The organism is Pelosinus propionicus DSM 13327 (assembly GCF_900114615.1).
Lineage (GTDB): Bacteria > Bacillota > Negativicutes > DSM-13327 > DSM-13327 > Pelosinus > Pelosinus propionicus.
On sequence record NZ_FOTS01000005.1, the window covers coordinates 77,629 to 97,119 of the forward strand.

Here is a 19,491-nt window from a genome sequence, read left to right on the forward strand (position 1 = left end):
GGAATATACCAATGAAAGAAAAAATTATTATTAAAGGTGCAAGACAGCACAATTTGAAAAATATTGATATTGAGATTCCTCGTAATGAGCTGGTCGTCATTACAGGGCTAAGCGGGTCAGGCAAATCTTCTTTAGCCTTTGATACCATTTATGCAGAAGGGCAGAGGCGGTATGTTGAATCTTTGTCTGCTTATGCCCGTCAGTTTCTGGGGCAGATGGACAAGCCTGATGTAGATTATATAGAAGGTTTGTCTCCTGCCATTTCCATTGATCAGAAAACAACCAGCCGTAATCCTCGTTCCACGGTAGGGACAGTAACGGAAATTTATGATTACTTACGTTTGTTATTTGCCAGAGCAGGTCGTCCTCATTGTCCCAAATGCGGCAAGGCTATTACGCAGCAGACCATTGAGCAGATGGTTGATCAATTAGTAGCTTTGCCTGAAGGAACTCGTCTGATGCTCATTGCTGGAGTCGTGCGAGGAAAAAAAGGCGAGCATCAAAAAGTGCTGGAAGATATTCGTAAGAATGGATATGTCCGAGTACGAGTCGATGGTGAAGTTCGTGACGTAGCAGATGAAATAAAGTTAGAAAAAAATAAAAAGCACACGATTGAAGTGGTGGTAGATCGGATTGTTCTCCGAGAAGGAATCAATCAGCGACTGGCTGATTCTCTTGAGACAGCTCTCACTTTGGGTGAAGGTGTCGTCAATGTGGACGTAATAGGAGATAAGGAGCGAATCTTTAGCCAAAATTTTGCTTGTGTTGATTGCGGTATTAGTCTGCCTGAAATTGCACCCCGGATGTTTTCCTTCAACAGCCCTTTTGGTGCGTGCCCGGATTGTACAGGATTAGGCAATAATATGGAAGTAGACCGTTCCTTAATTGTCCCTGATACGAGTGTGGCTCTTATTGATGGTGCTATCACGCCTTTGAGTAAAAATACTAACTCTTATTTTATGTGCCAGTTAGAAGCGGTACTGGATAAATATAATTTCTCTTTGCACGACACCTGGGAAAATTTATCTCCACAAGTGCAAGAGATTATTATGACAGGTTCAGGTGCAGAACAATTTGATTTTGTATATGATAATATGTATGGAGAAACAAAAACCTATCACGCTGTTTTTGAAGGTGTAATTCCATTATTAAATCGTCGTTATCGGGAAACAGTATCTGATTGGTCCCGAGAAGATATTGAAGAATATATGAGTTCTAAGCCTTGCCCTACATGTAAGGGCGCACGATTAAAACCAGAAACCTTGTCGGTTAAGATCGGCGGTAAAAATATCTATGAGGTGACAGCAGGAACCATTGCAGAAACGCAGCATTTCTTTTCTAATCTAGACTTAACTGAAAGAGAGAAGACCATTGCTCACCAAATTCTAAAAGAGATTCATGCTCGTTTGGGATTTCTTCTCAATGTGGGATTAGATTATCTAACCCTAAGTCGGGCCGCAGGCACCTTATCAGGGGGAGAAGCTCAGCGTATACGGCTAGCTACTCAGATTGGCTCCGGGCTGGTCGGTGTACTATATATACTGGATGAACCAAGCATCGGTTTGCATCAGCGGGATAACAACCGTCTGTTAACTACCTTGAAACATTTAAGGGATGTTGGCAATAGTCTGCTGGTAGTTGAGCATGATGAAGATACGATGTACGAAGCGGATCACATTATTGATATTGGTCCGGCTGCTGGTGCTCATGGCGGTCAAGTAGTGGTTCAAGGGACGGTAGAAGAGATTAAGGCTTGCTCAGATTCCATTACAGGACAATATCTGAAAGGAAGCAGGTATATCCCAATACCCGCCGTGCGGCGTAAACCCAATGGAAAGTGGCTGGAAGTTGTAGGAGCGAAAGAAAATAACTTAAAAAAATTAACGGTCAAATTTCCGTTAGGTGTGTTTACTGCTGTAACAGGTGTATCTGGTTCAGGGAAGAGTACACTGGTAAATGAGATTTTATACAAGGGGCTGGCAGGACGGGTATATCGAGGTACAAAGACTCGGCCTGGTGCTCATGATGACATTCGTGGTGTAGAATATATTGATAAAATTATTGAGATTGATCAGTCGCCCATCGGTCGCACTCCTCGATCTAACCCAGCTACGTACACGGGCTTGTTTGATGTGATTCGAGAAGTATTCAGTCAAACCCAGGAAGCAAAAATGCGAGGTTATAAGCCAGGACGTTTCAGCTTTAATGTAAAAGGCGGGCGATGTGAGGCCTGCCGCGGTGATGGGATTATTAAGATCGAAATGCATTTCTTACCGGACGTATATGTTCCTTGTGAAGTATGTAAAGGAGCTCGGTATAATCGGGAAACCCTAGAAGTTCGTTATAAAGGGAAGAGTATTTCTCAGGTTCTGGATATGGTGGTAGATGAAGGAGTAGAATTCTTTCAGAACCTCCCCAAACTTCAGCGCAAGCTGCAAATACTACAGGATGTTGGTTTAGGATATATTAAATTAGGACAACCTGCAACGACTCTTTCAGGGGGGGAAGCACAGCGTATTAAGTTGGCAACGGAACTAGCAAGACGCAGTACGGGCAAGACCTTATATATTCTCGATGAGCCTACTACAGGTTTGCATACTGCTGATATTCACCGCCTGCTTACTGTGCTGCAGCGTTTAGTCGATGGGGGTGACACCGTTGTTGTTATTGAACATAATCTGGATGTCATTAAAACTGCGGATTATGTAATTGACTTAGGACCCGAAGGCGGAAGCCGTGGCGGTACCATTGTTGCCAAAGGAACTCCGGAAGACATCGTAAAGGTCAAGGCTTCCTATACAGGACAATTTCTAGCGCCAATTCTGGAAAGAGGAATACGGGAGTAACGATTTTAAAATACTGTGATTGCGAATGGTAATGAAGCAATCTTCTGCTTGAAACGAGATTGTTTCACTGTCGTTCGCAATGACACCTACAAAAAAAGAGTAGGCATAATGCCTACCCTTGGGAATAATACTTTTTATTTTCGCTGTCAATTTCACATTCTATTTCCTGAATGGGAGTCATACGTTTATAAACGAATTGAGTATCAATATTGCCGCTGCAAAAATGAGGGTTATTTAAAATTTCCTGTTGAAAACTAATATTTGTTTTAATACCAGAAATACGATATTCCGCTAAGGCTCTGCGCATAATTTTAATGGCATCACCTCTGGTTCGTCCGTGGGCAATGACTTTTGCAACCATGGAATCATAATGGGGCTGTACCGTCATGCCAGCGCATACGCCGCTGTCGACACGAACTCTTGGACCGCCAGCTTCGTGGTAAAAATCAATATGACCAGGAGAAGGAATAAAACATTGCTCTGGATCTTCTGCGTTAATTCGGCATTCAATGGCATGGCCGATAAATAATATATCTTCTTGTTTTTTGTTTAAAGGTTCACCCGCAGCAATTCGGATTTGCCGACGAACTAGATCAATACCTGTAACCATTTCTGTTACGGCATGTTCGACTTGAATACGAGGATTAATTTCCATGAAATAGAACTTGCCTGTTTTCACATCCAATAAGAATTCTACGGTCCCTACATTGGTATAATAAATGCTTTTGGCAGCGCGAATTGCTAGTGCTCCAACAGTGGCCCGCATTTCTGGGGTTAAGGCACTGGAGGGGGATTCTTCGAGTACTTTTTGATTACGGCGCTGTATAGAACATTCTCGTTCACCCACGTGAAGGATATTGCCATAGGTGTCTGCCATAATCTGTACTTCAATGTGTCGCGCTTCAGAAATATAAGTTTCCAAGTAAAAAGGGCTGCGTGTTACATCGACTTTGTTTAAAGCACTGATTAGCTCTAGTTGGCTGTTGGCAACATACATAGACTTGCCGCCGCCGCCAGATACTGGTTTTAAAATGACTGGATAACCAATTTCACCAGCTAAATTACAGGCATGTTCATTATCGATAATGGGGTCACTGCCCACAGTCATAGGTAAGCCGGCGGCCTTCATAGCCTCTCGGGCTGTATCTTTATTACCTACTTGACGGATGATTTCGGCACTAGGTCCAATAAAGACCAAGCCTGCTTTGGTAACTTTTTCGGCAAAATCAGCATTCTCTGACAAAAAGCCGTATCCCGGATGAATAGCTTCGGATTTTGAAGCCTTAGCCGCCATAATAATGGCATCCATATTTAGGTAACTTTTCATTGCATCTGCAGGCCCGATGTTATACGCATAGTCGGCTAGTTGGACATGTAGGGCTTCAGCGTCAACATCTGAATATACTGCGACTGTTTCAATATCTAGTTCCTGACAGGCTCGAATGATTCTAACGGCAATTTCACCACGATTGGCGATGAGTATTCTTTTGAACATCAATAGCGACCTCCCATTTGCAAATATCAAGTTAAATATTTTAACGTTAATGGACTTAATTATAGTATATAACATTTAAGTCGACAATGAGTTTAGCGCATGTATACATTGAACCTTTAAAAAAATTATTAGCTGGTGCTAAAAGTATGTTACAATTATCTCATACTTTTAGTGTTTTGGCAATGAGATATTATTTTCCAAAGGAGTATTTTAGCAATATGACTGATGAGTTAATTGAGAAATTAAGCCATTTGCCGGATCAGCCTGGTGTTTATTTAATGAAAGATGCTCAGGAGCGTATTATTTATGTAGGTAAAGCCGTAGTGCTGAAAAACCGTGTTCGCTCTTATTTTCAATCCAGCCGTAATCATTCCCCTAAAGTGCAGTCCATGGTATCGCGGATTGTCAATCTGGAATATATCGTTACAGCATCGGAAATTGAGGCTTTAATTTTAGAATGTAATTTAATAAAGAAACATCGCCCCAAATATAATATTAGTTTGCGAGATGACAAAACCTATCCTTATATAAAGGTAACAATAAATGAAGAATTTCCTCGTTTATATGCTACTCGAAGAGTGCAAAAAGATGGTGCCCGTTATTTTGGTCCTTATACCAGTGCTGGAGCAGTTCATGAAACCATCAAATTAATGCGTAAATTATTTCCTTTGCGCAGCTGTAGAATCTTAGATGCCAGACGCCCTTGTTTAGAATATCATATTAAGCGATGTTTAGCGCCTTGTGCTGGCTTTGTAGATGCTGCGACATATCAAAGTATGATAAAAGAAGTTTGCCTGCTGCTGGAAGGCCGCAGTGATACGGTAGTGCAAAGCTTAAAGAAGAAAATGGAAATTGCAGCTGAGGAACTGGCCTTTGAACAAGCAGCAAAGCTCAGAGACCAATTGGCTGCGGTAGAAAAAGTTAGAGAAAAACAAAATATTGTTACAGGGGCAGGAGATCAGGATGCCATTGGGTTAGCTCGCTCTGCCCTGGGAACTTGCGCTCAGGTATTTTTTATTCGAAGTGGAAAAATGGTAGGTCGGGATCATTTTTTGTTAGCAGGCAGTGAGCAGGAAGAGGATGAGGCAGTTCTAACCGCTTTTCTCAAACAGTATTATAGCCAAAGTACATTCATTCCAAAAGAAATTTTATTGCCGATGAACATTGAAGAGCAGTCCTTGTTAGGGGATTGGTTAAGCCAGTTAAAAGGCAGTCGAGTGGCTGTGGAAACACCCAAACGAGGCACGAAAAAAGATATTGTCACCATGGCAGATGGCAATGCAGCTCTCGTACTTCAAGAACAGGAAGGAAAGATAAAGGCGCATTCTGAGCAGACAGAAGGAGCATTAGCTGATCTTGGGAGATATTTAGGGTTAGGTGGTCCGCCGGAACGTATGGAATGCTTTGATATTTCACATATTCAAGGAGCAGAGACTGTGGCATCGATGGTGGTCTTTGAAAGTGGTATGCCGAAAAAAGAAGAGTATCGTCGTTATAAATTGTTGACAGTAGAGGGGAAACCAGATGATTTTAAATCTATGCAGGAGGTAGTAAGCAGGCGATATGCCCAAGGAGGGCAGCCGCCGCCGGATTTAATCATTATCGATGGCGGTAAAGGACAGTTAAGTTCTGCCTTAGAAATCATTCGAGGCGCTGGCTGGCTGCAGGTTCCTGTTATAGGTCTGGCAAAAGAATTTGAACATATTTTTCGTGAAGGTGATAGTGAACCTTTGATTCTACCCAGGCATTCACAAGCTTTATATCTGATTCAGCGCATTCGAGATGAAGCTCATCGTTTTGCTGTAACCTATCATCGGAAGCTGCGTTCCAAACGCAATATGGTATCGGTTCTTGATCATGTAACAGGTATTGGCGGGAAGCGGCGTAAAGCATTATGGGATCATTTTGGCAGCTTGGCTAAGATGAAAGCAGCTACGGTTGAGGAGCTGGCAGCCGTAAACACGATGACCTTTCCAGCGGCACAAGCCGTATATAATTTTTTCCGCCAGCAAGGACATTAGAATTGGTAAAAATTGTACTTTTCATTTCCTGTAAAGTTGGATAGAATGTAAGTAACATAATGTTGAGGAGGATTGGATGATATGAACAAAACAGTATGGATTGTGCTTGCTCTAGTTGCTGTGCTAGTGGTAGGTGCATTTTCTGGCTATAATGGTTTAGTTAATATGGATGAAGCGGTAAATGGCAAGTGGAGTCAAGTGGAAAATCAGCTGCAGCGTCGGGCTGACTTAATTCCTAATTTAAATGCGACTGTATCGGGATATGCGCAGCATGAACAAGCAGCCATTAAAGCAGTGGCAGATGCAAGGGCAAAACTTGCCGGAAGTCAAGGTGTTGCTGCTAAAGCAGAAGCAAATAATGAACTAGGCGGCGCACTTTCTAGATTATTAGTCATTGCAGAAAATTATCCGAATCTTAAAGCGGATCAGAACTTTAGGCAGCTGGCTGATGAATTAGCTGGTACTGAAAATCGCATTGCTGTAGCACGTAAAGATTATAATGATGCAGTACAGGTTTACAATTCGAAAATTCGTACATTCCCATCAAATATTTATGCAGGTATGTTGGGTTTTGGACCAAAAGAATACTTCAAAGCAGCTGAAGGTGCACAGCAAGTGCCGCAAGTGAAGTTCTAATAAGGAAAAGTTTATTTTCCTTATTAGTATGATTCGTATAAGCGAGGGAAGAATATGAAAAAGAGGCTAGCCTGGATTGTGTTTGTGGCATATCTGTTGATCGCTGCAGTAGCCTGGGCACAGCCACAAGTACCGCCAGCTCCTACGAATAGCATTTACATTCAGGATTATGCAGGCGTAGTAAGTCCCGAAACGAAGTCCCGCATTAATAATTTAGGAAGCCAGCTTGCTGCTAAAACAAAGGCGCAAATTGTGGTCATGACCACTAAAACACTTGAGGGAGCTCCTTTGGAAGAGTATTCGTTAGAAGTTCTCAGACAATGGGGCATCGGCGACAAGACCTTAAATAATGGAGTTCTTATTTTAGTGGCCGTAAATGATAAGCAGTCCCGAATTGAAGTCGGTTATGGGCTGGAGGGCGCATTGCCGGATGCTAAGACCGGGCGTATTCAAGATAATTATATGATTCCTTATTTTCAACAGGGAGATTATGATAAAGGCATTTTGAATGGCTATCTGACGGTAGCCACGGAAGTAGCAAAAGAATATAAGCTTGAACTTAAGACCGATGCCAAACCGGTACAGCAGAGGGCACATGCTGCCAGTCAAGAAGGAGGATGGGATACACTTCCTTGGTGGGCGAAAATTGCTATTGCTGTTGGGGTTGTTTTGCTGCTTATGATGGATTGGCTGTTTTTTGGCGGGGCCATAACCTATATGCTGCTGTCTGCTTTATCCCGACGAGGCGGCGGTGGAGGCGGCGGTGGTGGTTTTGGCGGAGGATCTGGTGGAGGCGGCGGTTCCAGCCGAAAGTGGTAAATACGATTGGATAATGGATAGTAGTTGCTAATTTTTATAAATATGGTAAAATGATAACAGATTAACTAATTTTACAAGAAAAAGGAGCGATTAATATGGAAAAATGGGTTTGCGTAGTTTGTGGCTATGAGTATGATGAAGAAGCTGGTGATCCAGATAGCGGTATCGCCCCTGGCACTAAATTTGAAGATATCCCTGAAGATTGGGTCTGTCCATTATGCGGAGTTGGCAAAGACCAATTCGAAAAACAAGCATAATAAAAACGAATATAAAAAAACCTTCCAGTATGCTGGAAGGTTTTTTATTCGATAACTTATAAGTTTAAATGTACACCAGCGGGTTCTTTTTAATGCTGAATTTTAGCCAATCTGGGGAGCCAGCCGCGCTGTAACATAAGTTGCAATAGACGGTAGTCCCACTCAAGACCAGCATCTAGCATTCTGCGGTACATTAAGGCCACCTCTACTTGATAGGATTGGTGCAAAGCAGCTAATAAGGCCATTTGTGCTGCCTTGCCCATGGTGCCGACAGCAATGGCAACTTCGCCATCTGTTAGATGAGCATCTGTGGGAATGTTTAACGAATCTTTGTGTAAAGTACGTTGACTGAAAGATAATGTTGGGATTCGACCACCGCTTTCTTGCAGCAAATCTTCGGAATGCTCGATAATTACTTTGCTTTGTCTATCGATTGCTTCCTTAATTAATGCTTTTAAATCACGATCTTGTGCATGATTATAAAGAACCTCAAGGGCAGCGACATTATAGCGGCCTTGGGCAATGATTCCGTATAATCCGGCAGCTTCTAAATAGTTAAGAGGTTCTTTGTCAAAAAACATGTTGAAGATGCCACGAGTCTCTGAGCTTACTTTGTCTAGAATCGTCATGTAAATAGCCTCCCTATAGAATTTTTAGGTTATTGTAATCAAAAATAGTATGTACAGCTTTTTTCTGCTTCATGCATCGTATTAAAATATAACTCCCAATATTTTTCAAAAAAAGGAAATAATATAAAAATATAAAGAATAATTTAGAGAAAAAACTTTACTTTTAAAAAAATAATAGTATACTTATAATAGAGCCCAAGTACATAGGTCTAGTGAGATTCCATTATATATCCTTCTCAAGTAGGTTTTTGGTAAGGACAGTAGTGAACCCTATACCATTTTGGGCCAGAAAATTTGAGGGGGACTATTACAATGGTTCAAGACAAAACTTTAGCATGCCGCGAATGTGGCGCAGAATTCGTGTTCTCAGCTTCAGAACAAGAATTTTATAACGAAAAAGGCTTCACTAACGAGCCTGGTCGTTGCCCGCAATGCCGTGCAGCTCGTAAACAAAGAAATAATGGCGGTAGCAGCTTTAACCGTGGTGGTGCTCGTCCACAACGCGAAATGCATGATGTAACCTGTGCAGCTTGCGGTGTAGAAACACAAGTGCCTTTCCGTCCAAGCAGCGATCGTCCTGTATATTGCCGCGATTGCTTCAGCAAAAACAGCGGTCGTTAATATCTAATAAATCAGCCCTTTTACTATTGTAGAAGGGCTTTTTTATGTGCTAGAAGGTCTGCCATTACAAACACGAATGAAACAATCTCTTGGCAAGAAGGGATTGCTTCGTTATCGCTTGCAATGACAAAGTGCTTTTCTTACTATTTTATTTCTTTTTCTAGTTTCATAATATTGTATAATTTTATAATAGTATGTAATTTAATTCACTTGAGCTCTATACAAACCTATGTTAAGAGAGTTATAATTATGTTTAGGATTAACATATACTAAAAAGAATGTACAAACTTTAGGAGGATGATGTCAGGATGAAAATTACAGTTGTTGGTGCTGGTAATGTAGGCGCAACCTGCGCAAACGTAATCGCACAAAGAGAATTAGCAAGCGAATTGGTTTTATTGGATATCAAGGAAGGGGTTTCTGAAGGTAAAGCATTGGATATGATGCAAACTGCAACCTTACTTGGTTTTGATACTAGGGTTACTGGTAGTACCAGTGACTATAGCAAAACTGCAGATTCCGATGTGGTTGTAATCACTTCTGGTATTCCTCGTAAGCCTGGTATGACGCGTGAAGACTTGATCGGCACCAATGCAGGTATTGTTAAAGGTGTAGTTGATAATATTTTGAAATATTCCCCTAAGGCTATCTTTGTAATCATTAGTAATCCAATGGATACAATGACATATCTTGCATTAAAAGCAAGTGGTCTGCCTAAGAATCGCATCATTGGTATGGGCGGCATCTTAGACAGCTCTCGCTTCAAATGCTATTTGAGTCAAGCTATGGATGTACCTGCTACTGACATTCACGGTGTAGTAATTGGTGGTCATGGCGATACTACTATGATTCCTTTAACTCGCTTTGCTACATATATGGGTATTCCTGCTGCTGAATTATTAGATGCAGCAACATTGGAAAAAGTAGCTGCTGATACGATGGTTGGCGGTGCTACATTAACTGGTTTACTAGGTACTTCCGCTTGGTATGCTCCTGGCGCTGCAGGTGCTTTACTAGTAGAAGCAATTGTTCGTGATGAGAAGAAAGTATATCCATGCTGCGTTGCTTTAGACGGTGAGTATGGACAAAAAGATATTTGCTTAGGCGTTCCAGTTGTAATCGGCAAAAATGGTTGGGAAAAAATTGTTGATTATAAATTAAATGCAGAAGAACAAGAAAAATTCAATAAGAGCGCTGACGCTGTTCGCAAAATGAATGCAGTATTAGTGGATCTGAAAGTAGTTTAATTCAATAAAAGACAAGCATATAAGAATTACCCCTCTGCTCATTTCGTTGCTGAAATTTGCAGAGGGGTAATTTTGTTTTAAAATAGAAGGATTCTATGTGCTGATAGCCGAACAGATAGAAAGCTGCTCTAGCTTTATCTATCTGTTAGTTGCAATAGAATTAAACGTATTTTCACAATAAGGAAGTGTAATGATGCAACAAATGCATACAATACTAGAAACAGATTGGGGTTATATGAAAGCTGCGTGGACAGATATGGGATTGTGGGAACTGGATTTCCCCATGAAAATTAAGCCGCAAGAACCAAAGAGGACGACCACATCAGATGTAGATCTGTGGTCAGAACAATTGAGAAAAGAGTTAAACATGTATTGGCGGGGATTTGTGATTCACTTTGGAGTACCTATTGATTGGCGTGGCTATACATCTTTTCAGAAGGCTGTTCTTGCTTTTACGGCAAATATTCCTTATGGACAGACCATTTCCTATGGAACATTAGCCAGGGAAATCGGCAATCCAAAAGCTGTACGAGCGGTAGGGGGAGCATTACATATCAATCGTGTACCTATTGTAGTTCCCTGCCATCGAGTAATCGGAGCTAACGGCAGCCTGACAGGATTTGGCGGGGGAGTTGAATTAAAACAAGCATTGCTGCTGCTGGAAAGCGGTATTGCTGAATCTTAGGGTTCAATGATTATGCCAAAAAAATATTGTCAAAAATTTGTCCTACGGTATATAATAAAAGACAGTGTTATTTAATGATTCATAGATGACGAGGAGGGTCAAGGCGTGTGCGGTTTTCTGCTGCGTATGATTTTAAATGCTGTATTATTGTTTTTACTTATCATAAAATTACCTGGGATCTTTGTTGATACCTTAGGCGGTGCTTTACTGGGTGCTGTAATTATTGGATTAGCCAATAGTGTTGTAAGGCCCTTGCTCTCATTAAAAACGAAACCTTTAAATTGGTTCACTTTAGGTGGATTGACTTTTTTTATGAATATATTGACTCCTATGCTAGTAATAAAAACCTTACCAGGTTATCAAATTTACAGCATGGCTGCACCTGTGACAGGCGTTTGTTTAATGACCCTTTGCAGCTGCACTTTATCGAAAGTAATCAAAGACCGATAACGAGATAGCGGAGGTTATTGTATGACGATTAAATTAGTGGCAGTAGATATGGATGATACATTGCTGGATGGAACTTTAAAAGTTTCACCTCGGACTTGTGAAGCGATCAGAAAGGCTCATGAACAAGGAGTTTTAGTAACAATCGCTACAGGCAGAATGTTTAGCTCGGCTATGCCTTTTGCCCAAGAACTTAATATGCAGACGCCAATTATTACTTATAATGGTGGCATGATACGGTCTGCTTTTACCAAAGAAATGTTATTTCATAAAACCATTGTCCCAGAATTAGCTGGAAAAATAGTAGAATTCTTTCGCGAAAAAGGCTGGTATTTGCAATCCCATATGAATGATGAATTATATGTAGTAGAGCGCAATGAAAAGGCGAAGCTTTATGAAACGATAGCAGGTGTTTCAGCAGTTCCTATTGGTGATGCGTTTTATTCTATGAAGCATGAGCCTACTAAGATGCTGGCGATAGCTGAACCTCATGAGATACTTGAGATACAAAGAAAAATCAATAAAGAGTTCGCTGGAGAGATCTATGCAGCTTCTTCTAAATCCAATTATTTAGAAATGATGCATCCCAGTGTCAATAAAGGACATGGATTAGAATTACTAGCACAAAGCTTAAATATTACCCGCGAGGAAGTCATGGCGATTGGTGATTCGAATAATGACATTCCAATGCTTGAATATGCTGGTTTTGGTGTAGCCATGGGGAATGCAACCGACAAGATAAAAGCGGTTGCCAAAGCAGTTACAGGTCATCACAATGCCCATGGTGTAGCAGAAGCAATTGAAAAATATATATTAAAATAAAGGAAAACTTCGTTCTTAGATGAGATAGGGACGAAGTTTTTTATTAAGTGATATTTTCTCTTTTATAACAGGATACACTGGATATAGACTTTTATAAAAGTATGCTTTTGGTTACTATAATACCAGGAAGTATGTACTTGTATTGAAGTAACTAATCATATAGAATAAAGCTATGAATTGGTAGAATCTTCAATATGACTAAGAGTGATCGATATATGATCTTACAAATTATGAAAGGGTGATATATATGCTATTTACTCCTATTTCTTTTAAAAGTCTGACGTTAAAGAATCGAATTGTCATGCCGCCTATGTGTATGTACAGCGCGGCAGATGATGGCAAGGTGACAGATTGGCATGTTACCCATTATGTGACACGGGCCGTAGGTCAAGTAGGACTGATTATTGTAGAAGCAACTGGTATTGAGCCTCGCGGACGTATTTCCAATCAGGATTTGGGCATTTGGGATGATGACCATATTCCAGGCCTAAAAAGAGTAGTTGACCAGGTGCATGCTCAAGGGGGAAAAATCGGAATTCAGCTGGCTCATGCCGGCAGAAAGAGCGGCGTTGTGAACAGCACACCCGTAGCACCTTCTGCGATTGCTTTTAGCGAAGAATATGCCTTACCTAAAGCTTTGACTGTGCAGGAAATTAAAGAAGTCGTTCAAAAGTTTGCGCAAGGAGCAAAGCGGGCAGTTGCGGCTGGTTTTGATATTCTTGAAATTCATGCGGCACATGGATATTTGATTAATGAGTTTTTATCACCTTTAACCAATACTCGCACTGATGAGTATGGAGGAAGCTTGGAAAAGAGAATACGTTTCTTAGAAGAGGTTCTGCTTGCAGTCAAGGAAGTCATTCCACAAGAGATGCCAATCATTGTTCGGGTGTCAGCAGATGATTATCATCCCGAAGGAAACACTCCGGAACTTGTGGCTGCTATGCTAAACCTGGTGAAGCATCATGGCATTGATGTGGTGAATGTAAGCTCTGGGGCTGTTATAGCGGCAATGCCGCGTGCTTATGCCGGCTATCAGATTGCTATGGCACTTACGATTAAAGAGCAGACCCAGCTGCCTGTATTGGCAGGAGGGCTTATTACAGAGCCTGTTCAAGTTCAGCAAATGCTTAAGGCTGGCATTGAATTAGTGTATACAGGCAGAGAATTGCTGCGAAATCCCTATTGGCCTTTGCAGGCTGCCCATGTACTGCAGCAGGAAATACAATGGCCTGAAGCCTATGCACGAGCGAAATGATACAAGACAATAAAAAAATAGAGATTATCATAAAGATAGTCTCTATTTTTTATTTGTAAATTTTTACTGCAAAAGAATTTACATTTTGTAATGATGAGTGTATGATAATATTGTTAACTGATATTAATCGATTGGTTTACCAAAAGAAATAAAGTAACATCGAGTTGTCATTGCGAGCAGCGCGTAGCAATCTCCTTTCTGTTAAGAGATTGCTTCACTGGCTTTGTGCCTCCGCGGTTCAAAATGCCTTTTTATTTAAACAATTTGTTAACCTTGACAAAATATTGGTTAACAAAAGAGGGGGATTTCAGAATGTACTTTAACACTCGAAGATTAACGGAGACTGCGCTGCTGACTACTTTGATTACCGTTTCTGGTGCGATTAAATTGCCTGGCTTCATTCCCGGTACAGAGTTTCAATTATCTGCTCCATTGGCAGTGGCGATCTGTGGAGTTTTTGGCTTTACCAAGTACATAACGGCAGGTATCTTATCGAGTTTTATTGGACTTATATTGGGCACTCAGAACTTGCTGAATGTAGGTATTGCCATGATTTTTCGATTAGTGGTAGGCATTTGTGTGACTGTTTTAGGAACATCATGGCCTGTGTTAGTCATGGCAGGGCCCTTAGGATCCAGTGCGGCTCGCCTAGTTCTTGGAGAAATATTGGGTAAGGGAGCAATCCCTCTTTTAGTGGCAGCAATACCAGGTATGATTTATACAGCACTGACTGCTTGGCCTCTTACTTTATTATTAAAAAAGGTAAAGCTGCAGACGGAAAGGGTGGTACAAAGTGTTCAGCGTTAGAATGCGGGCCGCCCAGGGAAGGCGGCATGAAGAGGGCGGGCGTCATATTTCTGGTGCAGAGCGCATCATTCCTTATGATAAAGTGAAGCAGACAACGGCTGGGATGCTGGAAAGAGCCTTCACTCATAGCCGGGGACAGGCTGATTTTATTTCTATTACGATCGAAGCGGTACAGCCCAGTACGATACAGCAGGTTCCTTTGCTTTCTGTCTATCCTTCTTCTTTCCTAACGGCAGAGGAAGGACATAAGGCGGCAGAACATGCATTAGTTGCAGCAGGGGTAACTTCTGTCAGCGCAAAGCAAGGGATTTTAAGTTTATTGTCTTTAGCTGACAGTATGCGCGGAGCTATGCTGTTATGTGCTGTTACAGGCCAGCGTTTTGATCATACAGAAAGCAGAGGCATTCGTGTATCTCGTATGGATATTGAAAACGAAAATGCATTGATTGATCGATTGATAAAGCTGGGGATTCACAATCTGCATGTGCAAGAAGCGCTAGTGCTGGCAAGTAAAGTAGCTGCTGCTCCTGGCGTAGTAGCTGAACTTTGCTGGTCTGATGATCCTGAATATACAACAGGGTATGTTGCTTCTGCTTCGGGATACATTCGCATTCCCCATTGCAAGCCATTAGGAAACCCTGTGGGTGGGAGAATCTTTTTTGTAGATCCTGCTGCTGATATAACCCTTTTAGAACACTATTTACAGTTTCAGCCAGTGCTTGTAAAATTGTAAAGGAAAAGGTATAATATGGAATTTTGTAAAACACATCTTTTGAAAGTTCAAGAAGAGAATTTATACCGAAAGCCAGTGAGATATCGATTTTTAGATGCGGTTCATGTAGAGTTGGAAGGTAAAACCTACTTATCATTATCGACGAATAACTATTTAGGGCTAACCCATTCTTCTGCTGTGCAGCAGGCAGCGATAGATGCTATTTTTCACTACGGTACAGGATCAGGAGGAGCCAGACTGACAACGGGGAGCCATCCTCTGTATCAAGAATTAGAAGAAGAATTGGCAGCGTTTAAAAAGACAGAAGCTGCTGTAGTTTTTAATGCAGGCTATATGGCGAATGTAGGAGTGATTAGCGCTTTAGTGGGGAGAGGCGATATAATTTTCAGTGATGAACTCAATCACGCCAGCATTATTGATGGCTGTTGCTTGTCTAGGGCTCATAGAGTGGTATATCGCCATGGAAATATAGATGATTTAGCAGAGAAGTTAAAGAACACGCCTTGCTCAGGTCGGCGTCTCATTGTTACTGACGGGGTGTTCAGTATGGATGGTGATATTGCACCTCTGAATGAGATTGCCGCCTTAGGAGAAACCTATGAGGCTATGATCATGGTAGATGATGCCCATGCAGTAGGGATTTTGGGACGTGGGGGCTGCGGTACAACGGATCATTTTGGTCTGCAGGGAAGGATTCATATTCAAATGGGAACACTGAGCAAGTCCCTGGCATCAGAAGGTGGTTATGTAGCTGGCAGTCAAGTGCTGATTGATTATTTAATAAATAAGGCCCGCAGTTTTATTTTTTCTACTGCTTTATCCCCGGCAACAGTAGGCGCGGCTCATGGGGCATTGCTGGAACTGCAGAATCATCCGGAGCTGGTTGAGACTGTATTACAGAATGCTCAGTATGTACGAGAGGCATTAGCTTCTGCTGGCGTACCTGTAGAAGGAAGTATCACTCCGATACTGCCGATTATGGTAGGAGAAGCAGCCCGTGCAGTAGAGATGGTTGCGTTATTAAAAGATGAAGGCTTACTCGTATCAGCCATTCGCCCGCCGACAGTACCTTCTGGCAGCAGCCGATTGCGCCTGACAATATCCGCTGCTCATGACAGGAAAGAATTGGCTAAAGCGGTGGAAAGCATCATTGCAGTGAGTAGAAGAGTCAAGTTAAGTTGCAAAAAAGATGTAAAGAGGTGAAATATGGCAGGTTTATTCATTACAGCAACAGATACAGAAATTGGGAAGACCGTAATTACAGGAGCAATTGCTGCGGCACTTAGGGAGCGAAGCTGCGATGTAGGTGTGATGAAGCCGGCAGCTTCCGGCGGCGTAGCGGATCGAATGGGAAACCTGGTGGCGGAAGATGCTGTTTTTTTGATGAAGGCAGCAGGCATTGATTTAGGAGAAAGCCGTTTGGTGAACCCTGTATGTTTGGCGCCTGCTCTAACCCCTGCCGTAGCAGCTGCCATTAGTGGAGTAACCATTAACATACAGGATCTTATCGCCTCCTTTCAGCAGTTAAGCCAGCTTCATAACCCTGTGATTGTGGAAGGAGTAGGAGGTATTCTTGCTCCATTATGGAAACATTACACAGTAGCTGACTTGATGTTTGAATTAGCATTGCCTATCATTGTCGTTGCCAGGCCTAACCTTGGAACCATAAATCATACGGTATTGACAGTCGAGTATGGACGAAGTCGCGGGCTGCATATGGCTGGAATTATTATAAATGGCTGGAAGCAGGAGGATGCGGGCGTTTTGGAAATCTCTAATGAAGAATATATAAAAGAAATGACAGGATTGCCGGTTCTCGGAAAATTTCCTTATGTCCCTGAGATCAGTGTGCCGGAAGGGAAAACTGCAGGTTTAGCACAATTAGCAGAAGAATATTTGCAAATGGATGCAATTTTCAATGTGATAAGAGGGAGGAGAGTGCAATGAAGAGTATAGAAGAAAAGGACAAAGAATACATTTGGCATCCTTTTACGCAAATGCAGGAATGGGTGGCACAGCCCCAGATGGTAATTAACGCAGCGGAAGGTATCAAGCTCATTGACGACCAGGGCAACAGCTATTATGATGGTGTATCTTCTTTATGGGTCAACCTTCATGGGCATCGTCACCCTGTTATTGATCAGGCGATTATTGAGCAATTGGGAAAAGTCGCTCACACTACCATGTTAGGTTTAGTGAATGTACCAGCAGCTAAGCTGGCAGAAGAATTAATGTCAATTGTTCCTCAAGGATTGAAAAAGTTATTTTATTCTGATGATGGTTCTACAGCTGTAGAGATTGGGATTAAAATGGCATTTCAATATTGGCAGCTAAAAGGAAAACCTAAAAAGAAAAAGTTTATTACCTTAGCCAATGCATATCATGGTGATACGGTTGGTACCGTTAGCGTGGGAGGCATTGATTTATTTCATCGCATTTTTTCGGATCTCTTGTTTGAAACCATTCAGGCTCCAGCTCCTTGCTGCTACCACTGCAAGTTATCTTCCGGGAATGAGCTGTGCGATATGGCCTGTAGCAAGGCAATTGAGAAAATCCTGGAAGAAGGACATGAGGAGATTGCCGCTATTATTGTGGAGCCATTGGTTCAGGCAGCAGCTGGTATGTTGACTCAGCCCCCTGGCTATTTGAAACGGCTGCGAGAGCTAACCCAAAAATATAATGTGCTGCTGCTGGTGGATGAAGTCGCAACGGGCTTTGGACGTACTGGTAAAATGTTTGCTTGTGATCATGAAGGGGTGTCGCCTGACCTTATGATGGTGGCAAAAGGCATCACAGGAGGATACTTGCCTTTGGCTGCCACTTTTATGACAAATGAAATTTATAATGCTTTCTTAGGAGATTATGCGCAGCAGCGAACCTTTTTCCATGGACATTCCTATACGGGAAATCCGTTATGCTGTGCAGCGGGCTTGGCTAATTTGAAAATATTCCGCGACGAAAACGTACTAGAAAATCTTTCTGAAAAAATCGATGCAGCTCGCAATAAACTAGCTGGCTTTACATTGAAACATGTAGGGGATATCCGCCAGCGAGGGTTGATGATTGGTATTGAGCTGGTGGAAAATCCTCAGGAAAAGATTCCTTTTCCTTGGGAAATGGCGATTGGTGCTAAGGTTTGCAAAAAGGCCCGTGAACATGGTTTAATTATTCGCCCTATTGGCAGCGTTATAGTATTTATGCCGCCTTTGGTAAGTACAATTGCTGAAATTGAGCATATGCTGGATATTATTTACCTGTCAATCAAAAAAATTACAGAAGATGAACCACTGCAGTATGGTGCCAGAGATGTGGCCGCAGTTCTGATATAAATTTCGAAAGAGCGCATAAATATGATGCGCTCTTTTGCTTTTTTAGAGGATTTGCCATATAATTGAAAGATAATATAGGTAATAAGGAGGGCGAGAGTATGAAAATTGTCGCTGATTTACATATTCATACGGTAGCAAGTGGTCATGCCTATAGCACGATATTGGAAAATGTGACTGCAGCAGCAGAAAAAGGTCTTGAAATGATTGCAATTACGGATCACGGTCCAGATATGCCAGGAGGCCCCCATGCCTATCATTTTGGCAATTTAAAAGCAGTGCCGGCCGAACTATTCGGTGTTCGTATTTTAAAAGGGGTAGAAGCGAATGTGATTGATCTTGAAGGGAATTTAGATTTGCCTGTAGATCGACTCAGTAGCTTGGAGATCGTATTAGCTGGTTTACACACGGTTTGTTCCCCGAATGGATCGGTTGCTGAAAACACGCAAATGATGGTCAATGCTATGAAAAATCCTTGGGTAGATGCAATTGTCCATCCGGGTAATCCTGAATTTTTGGTAGATGCTGAGACGATTGTAAAAGCAGCTGTAGAATATGATGTTGCTTTGGAGATTAATAATAGTTCTCTTAAAGTATCTCGCGTGGGCAGCAGACCCTATTGTGAAAACATTGCTGCTTTAGCGAAACAGTATGGAGCGAAAATTATTTTGGGTACAGACAGCCATTTTGCTCTAGCGATAGGAGACTTCAGTCAGGCTATTGAAGTGTTAGAGAAATATAAAATTTCTCCTGATTTAGTGATCAATACGTCGGTTGAAAATGTGCTGCATCATTTAAACCGTCGTTCCAATCGGAAAAGCAGCGTGAATTAGTGAATTGGA

The 19,491-nt window shown here is 41.8% G+C and carries 19 protein-coding genes; 17 read left to right on the forward strand and 2 right to left on the reverse strand.

Features of this window, described 5'->3' with window-relative positions; all coding sequences use genetic code 11:
• The first annotated feature begins 11 nt into the window (after nucleotides 1–11).
• Nucleotides 12–2,846 carry an excinuclease ABC subunit UvrA gene (gene uvrA / locus BMZ99_RS03835; RefSeq protein ID WP_090933119.1) on the forward strand — a complete coding sequence of 945 codons (2,835 nt, stop codon included), beginning with the start codon at nucleotides 12–14 and terminating at the stop codon, nucleotides 2,844–2,846.
• Nucleotides 2,847–2,958: 112 nt separating this feature from the next.
• On the opposite strand, the gene BMZ99_RS03840 is transcribed toward uvrA, so the two are convergent.
• Entirely contained in the window at nucleotides 2,959–4,341 is a 1,383-nt protein-coding gene (locus tag BMZ99_RS03840; protein WP_090933121.1) for an acetyl-CoA carboxylase biotin carboxylase subunit, read from the reverse strand.
• Nucleotides 4,342–4,559: 218 nt separating this feature from the next.
• Between BMZ99_RS03840 and uvrC the strand changes: the two genes are divergently transcribed.
• The 4 genes from uvrC (at nucleotide 4,560) to rd (ending at nucleotide 8,074) form a co-directional block, all read left to right on the forward strand.
• The gene (uvrC, locus tag BMZ99_RS03845) at nucleotides 4,560–6,362 is read left to right on the forward strand and encodes an excinuclease ABC subunit UvrC (protein ID WP_090933122.1); all 1,803 of its coding nucleotides are present in this window, start codon (nucleotides 4,560–4,562) and stop codon (nucleotides 6,360–6,362) included.
• An 81-nt stretch (nucleotides 6,363–6,443) separates the two neighbouring features.
• Nucleotides 6,444–6,998 (forward strand): LemA family protein, encoded by a 555-nt coding sequence (locus BMZ99_RS03850; RefSeq protein WP_090933124.1) that lies wholly within the window; start codon nucleotides 6,444–6,446, stop codon nucleotides 6,996–6,998.
• Between the two features lie 54 nt (nucleotides 6,999–7,052).
• Entirely contained in the window at nucleotides 7,053–7,817 is a 765-nt protein-coding gene (locus tag BMZ99_RS03855) for a TPM domain-containing protein (RefSeq protein ID WP_090933126.1), read from the forward strand.
• Nucleotides 7,818–7,912: 95 nt separating this feature from the next.
• Complete coding sequence (gene rd, locus BMZ99_RS03860; RefSeq protein WP_007930315.1) at nucleotides 7,913–8,074, forward strand: rubredoxin; 162 nt, start codon at nucleotides 7,913–7,915, stop codon at nucleotides 8,072–8,074.
• A gap of 89 nt (nucleotides 8,075–8,163) precedes the next feature.
• Here the strand turns inward: rd and BMZ99_RS03865 are convergent, their stop codons facing one another.
• On the reverse strand, nucleotides 8,164–8,703 hold the full coding sequence (locus BMZ99_RS03865) for a DUF3231 family protein (RefSeq protein WP_090933128.1): 540 nt from the start codon (nucleotides 8,701–8,703) through the stop codon (nucleotides 8,164–8,166).
• A gap of 312 nt (nucleotides 8,704–9,015) precedes the next feature.
• On the opposite strand from BMZ99_RS03865, the gene BMZ99_RS03870 reads away from it, so the two are divergent.
• From BMZ99_RS03870 to BMZ99_RS03925, 12 genes are all read left to right on the forward strand, one after another.
• A complete protein-coding gene (locus tag BMZ99_RS03870; RefSeq protein WP_007930319.1) occupies nucleotides 9,016–9,324 on the forward strand; it encodes a zinc-ribbon domain containing protein in 309 nt (102 codons plus the stop codon).
• Between the two features lie 308 nt (nucleotides 9,325–9,632).
• Nucleotides 9,633–10,571, forward strand: coding sequence for a malate dehydrogenase (mdh, locus tag BMZ99_RS03875; protein ID WP_090933130.1), 939 nt, complete (start codon nucleotides 9,633–9,635; stop codon nucleotides 10,569–10,571).
• A 190-nt stretch (nucleotides 10,572–10,761) separates the two neighbouring features.
• Nucleotides 10,762–11,256 (forward strand): methylated-DNA--[protein]-cysteine S-methyltransferase, encoded by a 495-nt coding sequence (locus BMZ99_RS03880; protein ID WP_245754803.1) that lies wholly within the window; start codon nucleotides 10,762–10,764, stop codon nucleotides 11,254–11,256.
• 105 nt (nucleotides 11,257–11,361) lie between these two features.
• Nucleotides 11,362–11,706, forward strand: coding sequence for a phage holin family protein (locus tag BMZ99_RS03885; RefSeq protein ID WP_090933134.1), 345 nt, complete (start codon nucleotides 11,362–11,364; stop codon nucleotides 11,704–11,706).
• Nucleotides 11,707–11,727: 21 nt separating this feature from the next.
• Nucleotides 11,728–12,525 (forward strand): Cof-type HAD-IIB family hydrolase, encoded by a 798-nt coding sequence (locus BMZ99_RS03890; protein ID WP_090933136.1) that lies wholly within the window; start codon nucleotides 11,728–11,730, stop codon nucleotides 12,523–12,525.
• A 247-nt stretch (nucleotides 12,526–12,772) separates the two neighbouring features.
• Entirely contained in the window at nucleotides 12,773–13,783 is a 1,011-nt protein-coding gene (gene namA, locus BMZ99_RS03895) for an NADPH dehydrogenase NamA (RefSeq protein ID WP_090933138.1), read from the forward strand.
• A 312-nt stretch (nucleotides 13,784–14,095) separates the two neighbouring features.
• Entirely contained in the window at nucleotides 14,096–14,590 is a 495-nt protein-coding gene (locus tag BMZ99_RS03900; RefSeq protein ID WP_090933140.1) for a hypothetical protein, read from the forward strand.
• Nucleotides 14,577–15,323 carry a 6-carboxyhexanoate--CoA ligase gene (locus BMZ99_RS03905; RefSeq protein WP_245754804.1) on the forward strand — a complete coding sequence of 249 codons (747 nt, stop codon included), beginning with the start codon at nucleotides 14,577–14,579 and terminating at the stop codon, nucleotides 15,321–15,323. The genes BMZ99_RS03900 and BMZ99_RS03905 overlap by 14 nt, the downstream gene beginning before the upstream one ends.
• A gap of 15 nt (nucleotides 15,324–15,338) precedes the next feature.
• Nucleotides 15,339–16,526 (forward strand): 8-amino-7-oxononanoate synthase, encoded by a 1,188-nt coding sequence (gene bioF / locus BMZ99_RS03910; protein ID WP_090933142.1) that lies wholly within the window; start codon nucleotides 15,339–15,341, stop codon nucleotides 16,524–16,526.
• Nucleotides 16,527–16,529: 3 nt separating this feature from the next.
• Nucleotides 16,530–17,270 (forward strand): dethiobiotin synthase, encoded by a 741-nt coding sequence (gene bioD, locus BMZ99_RS03915; RefSeq protein WP_090933144.1) that lies wholly within the window; start codon nucleotides 16,530–16,532, stop codon nucleotides 17,268–17,270.
• Nucleotides 17,267–18,652, forward strand: coding sequence for an adenosylmethionine--8-amino-7-oxononanoate transaminase (bioA, locus tag BMZ99_RS03920; RefSeq protein WP_090933146.1), 1,386 nt, complete (start codon nucleotides 17,267–17,269; stop codon nucleotides 18,650–18,652). The genes bioD and bioA overlap by 4 nt, the downstream gene beginning before the upstream one ends.
• A gap of 98 nt (nucleotides 18,653–18,750) precedes the next feature.
• Complete coding sequence (locus BMZ99_RS03925) at nucleotides 18,751–19,482, forward strand: phosphatase (protein ID WP_090933148.1); 732 nt, start codon at nucleotides 18,751–18,753, stop codon at nucleotides 19,480–19,482.
• Nucleotides 19,483–19,491 lie beyond the last annotated feature (9 nt).

What these genes read in the sequence shown, in the direction of transcription:
- uvrA (WP_090933119.1), top strand. Translation starts at nt 12, where the DNA reads ATGAAAGAAAAAATTATTATTAAAGGTGCAAGACAGCACAATTTGAAA.
- BMZ99_RS03840 (WP_090933121.1), bottom strand. Translation starts at nt 4,341, where the DNA reads ATGTTCAAAAGAATACTCATCGCCAATCGTGGTGAAATTGCCGTTAGA.
- uvrC (WP_090933122.1), top strand. Translation starts at nt 4,560, where the DNA reads ATGACTGATGAGTTAATTGAGAAATTAAGCCATTTGCCGGATCAGCCT.
- BMZ99_RS03850 (WP_090933124.1), top strand. Translation starts at nt 6,444, where the DNA reads ATGAACAAAACAGTATGGATTGTGCTTGCTCTAGTTGCTGTGCTAGTG.
- BMZ99_RS03855 (WP_090933126.1), top strand. Translation starts at nt 7,053, where the DNA reads ATGAAAAAGAGGCTAGCCTGGATTGTGTTTGTGGCATATCTGTTGATC.
- rd (WP_007930315.1), top strand. Translation starts at nt 7,913, where the DNA reads ATGGAAAAATGGGTTTGCGTAGTTTGTGGCTATGAGTATGATGAAGAA.
- BMZ99_RS03865 (WP_090933128.1), bottom strand. Translation starts at nt 8,703, where the DNA reads ATGACGATTCTAGACAAAGTAAGCTCAGAGACTCGTGGCATCTTCAAC.
- BMZ99_RS03870 (WP_007930319.1), top strand. Translation starts at nt 9,016, where the DNA reads ATGGTTCAAGACAAAACTTTAGCATGCCGCGAATGTGGCGCAGAATTC.
- mdh (WP_090933130.1), top strand. Translation starts at nt 9,633, where the DNA reads ATGAAAATTACAGTTGTTGGTGCTGGTAATGTAGGCGCAACCTGCGCA.
- BMZ99_RS03880 (WP_245754803.1), top strand. Translation starts at nt 10,762, where the DNA reads ATGATGCAACAAATGCATACAATACTAGAAACAGATTGGGGTTATATG.
- BMZ99_RS03890 (WP_090933136.1), top strand. Translation starts at nt 11,728, where the DNA reads ATGACGATTAAATTAGTGGCAGTAGATATGGATGATACATTGCTGGAT.
- namA (WP_090933138.1), top strand. Translation starts at nt 12,773, where the DNA reads ATGCTATTTACTCCTATTTCTTTTAAAAGTCTGACGTTAAAGAATCGA.
- BMZ99_RS03900 (WP_090933140.1), top strand. Translation starts at nt 14,096, where the DNA reads ATGTACTTTAACACTCGAAGATTAACGGAGACTGCGCTGCTGACTACT.
- bioF (WP_090933142.1), top strand. Translation starts at nt 15,339, where the DNA reads ATGGAATTTTGTAAAACACATCTTTTGAAAGTTCAAGAAGAGAATTTA.
- bioD (WP_090933144.1), top strand. Translation starts at nt 16,530, where the DNA reads ATGGCAGGTTTATTCATTACAGCAACAGATACAGAAATTGGGAAGACC.
- bioA (WP_090933146.1), top strand. Translation starts at nt 17,267, where the DNA reads ATGAAGAGTATAGAAGAAAAGGACAAAGAATACATTTGGCATCCTTTT.
- BMZ99_RS03925 (WP_090933148.1), top strand. Translation starts at nt 18,751, where the DNA reads ATGAAAATTGTCGCTGATTTACATATTCATACGGTAGCAAGTGGTCAT.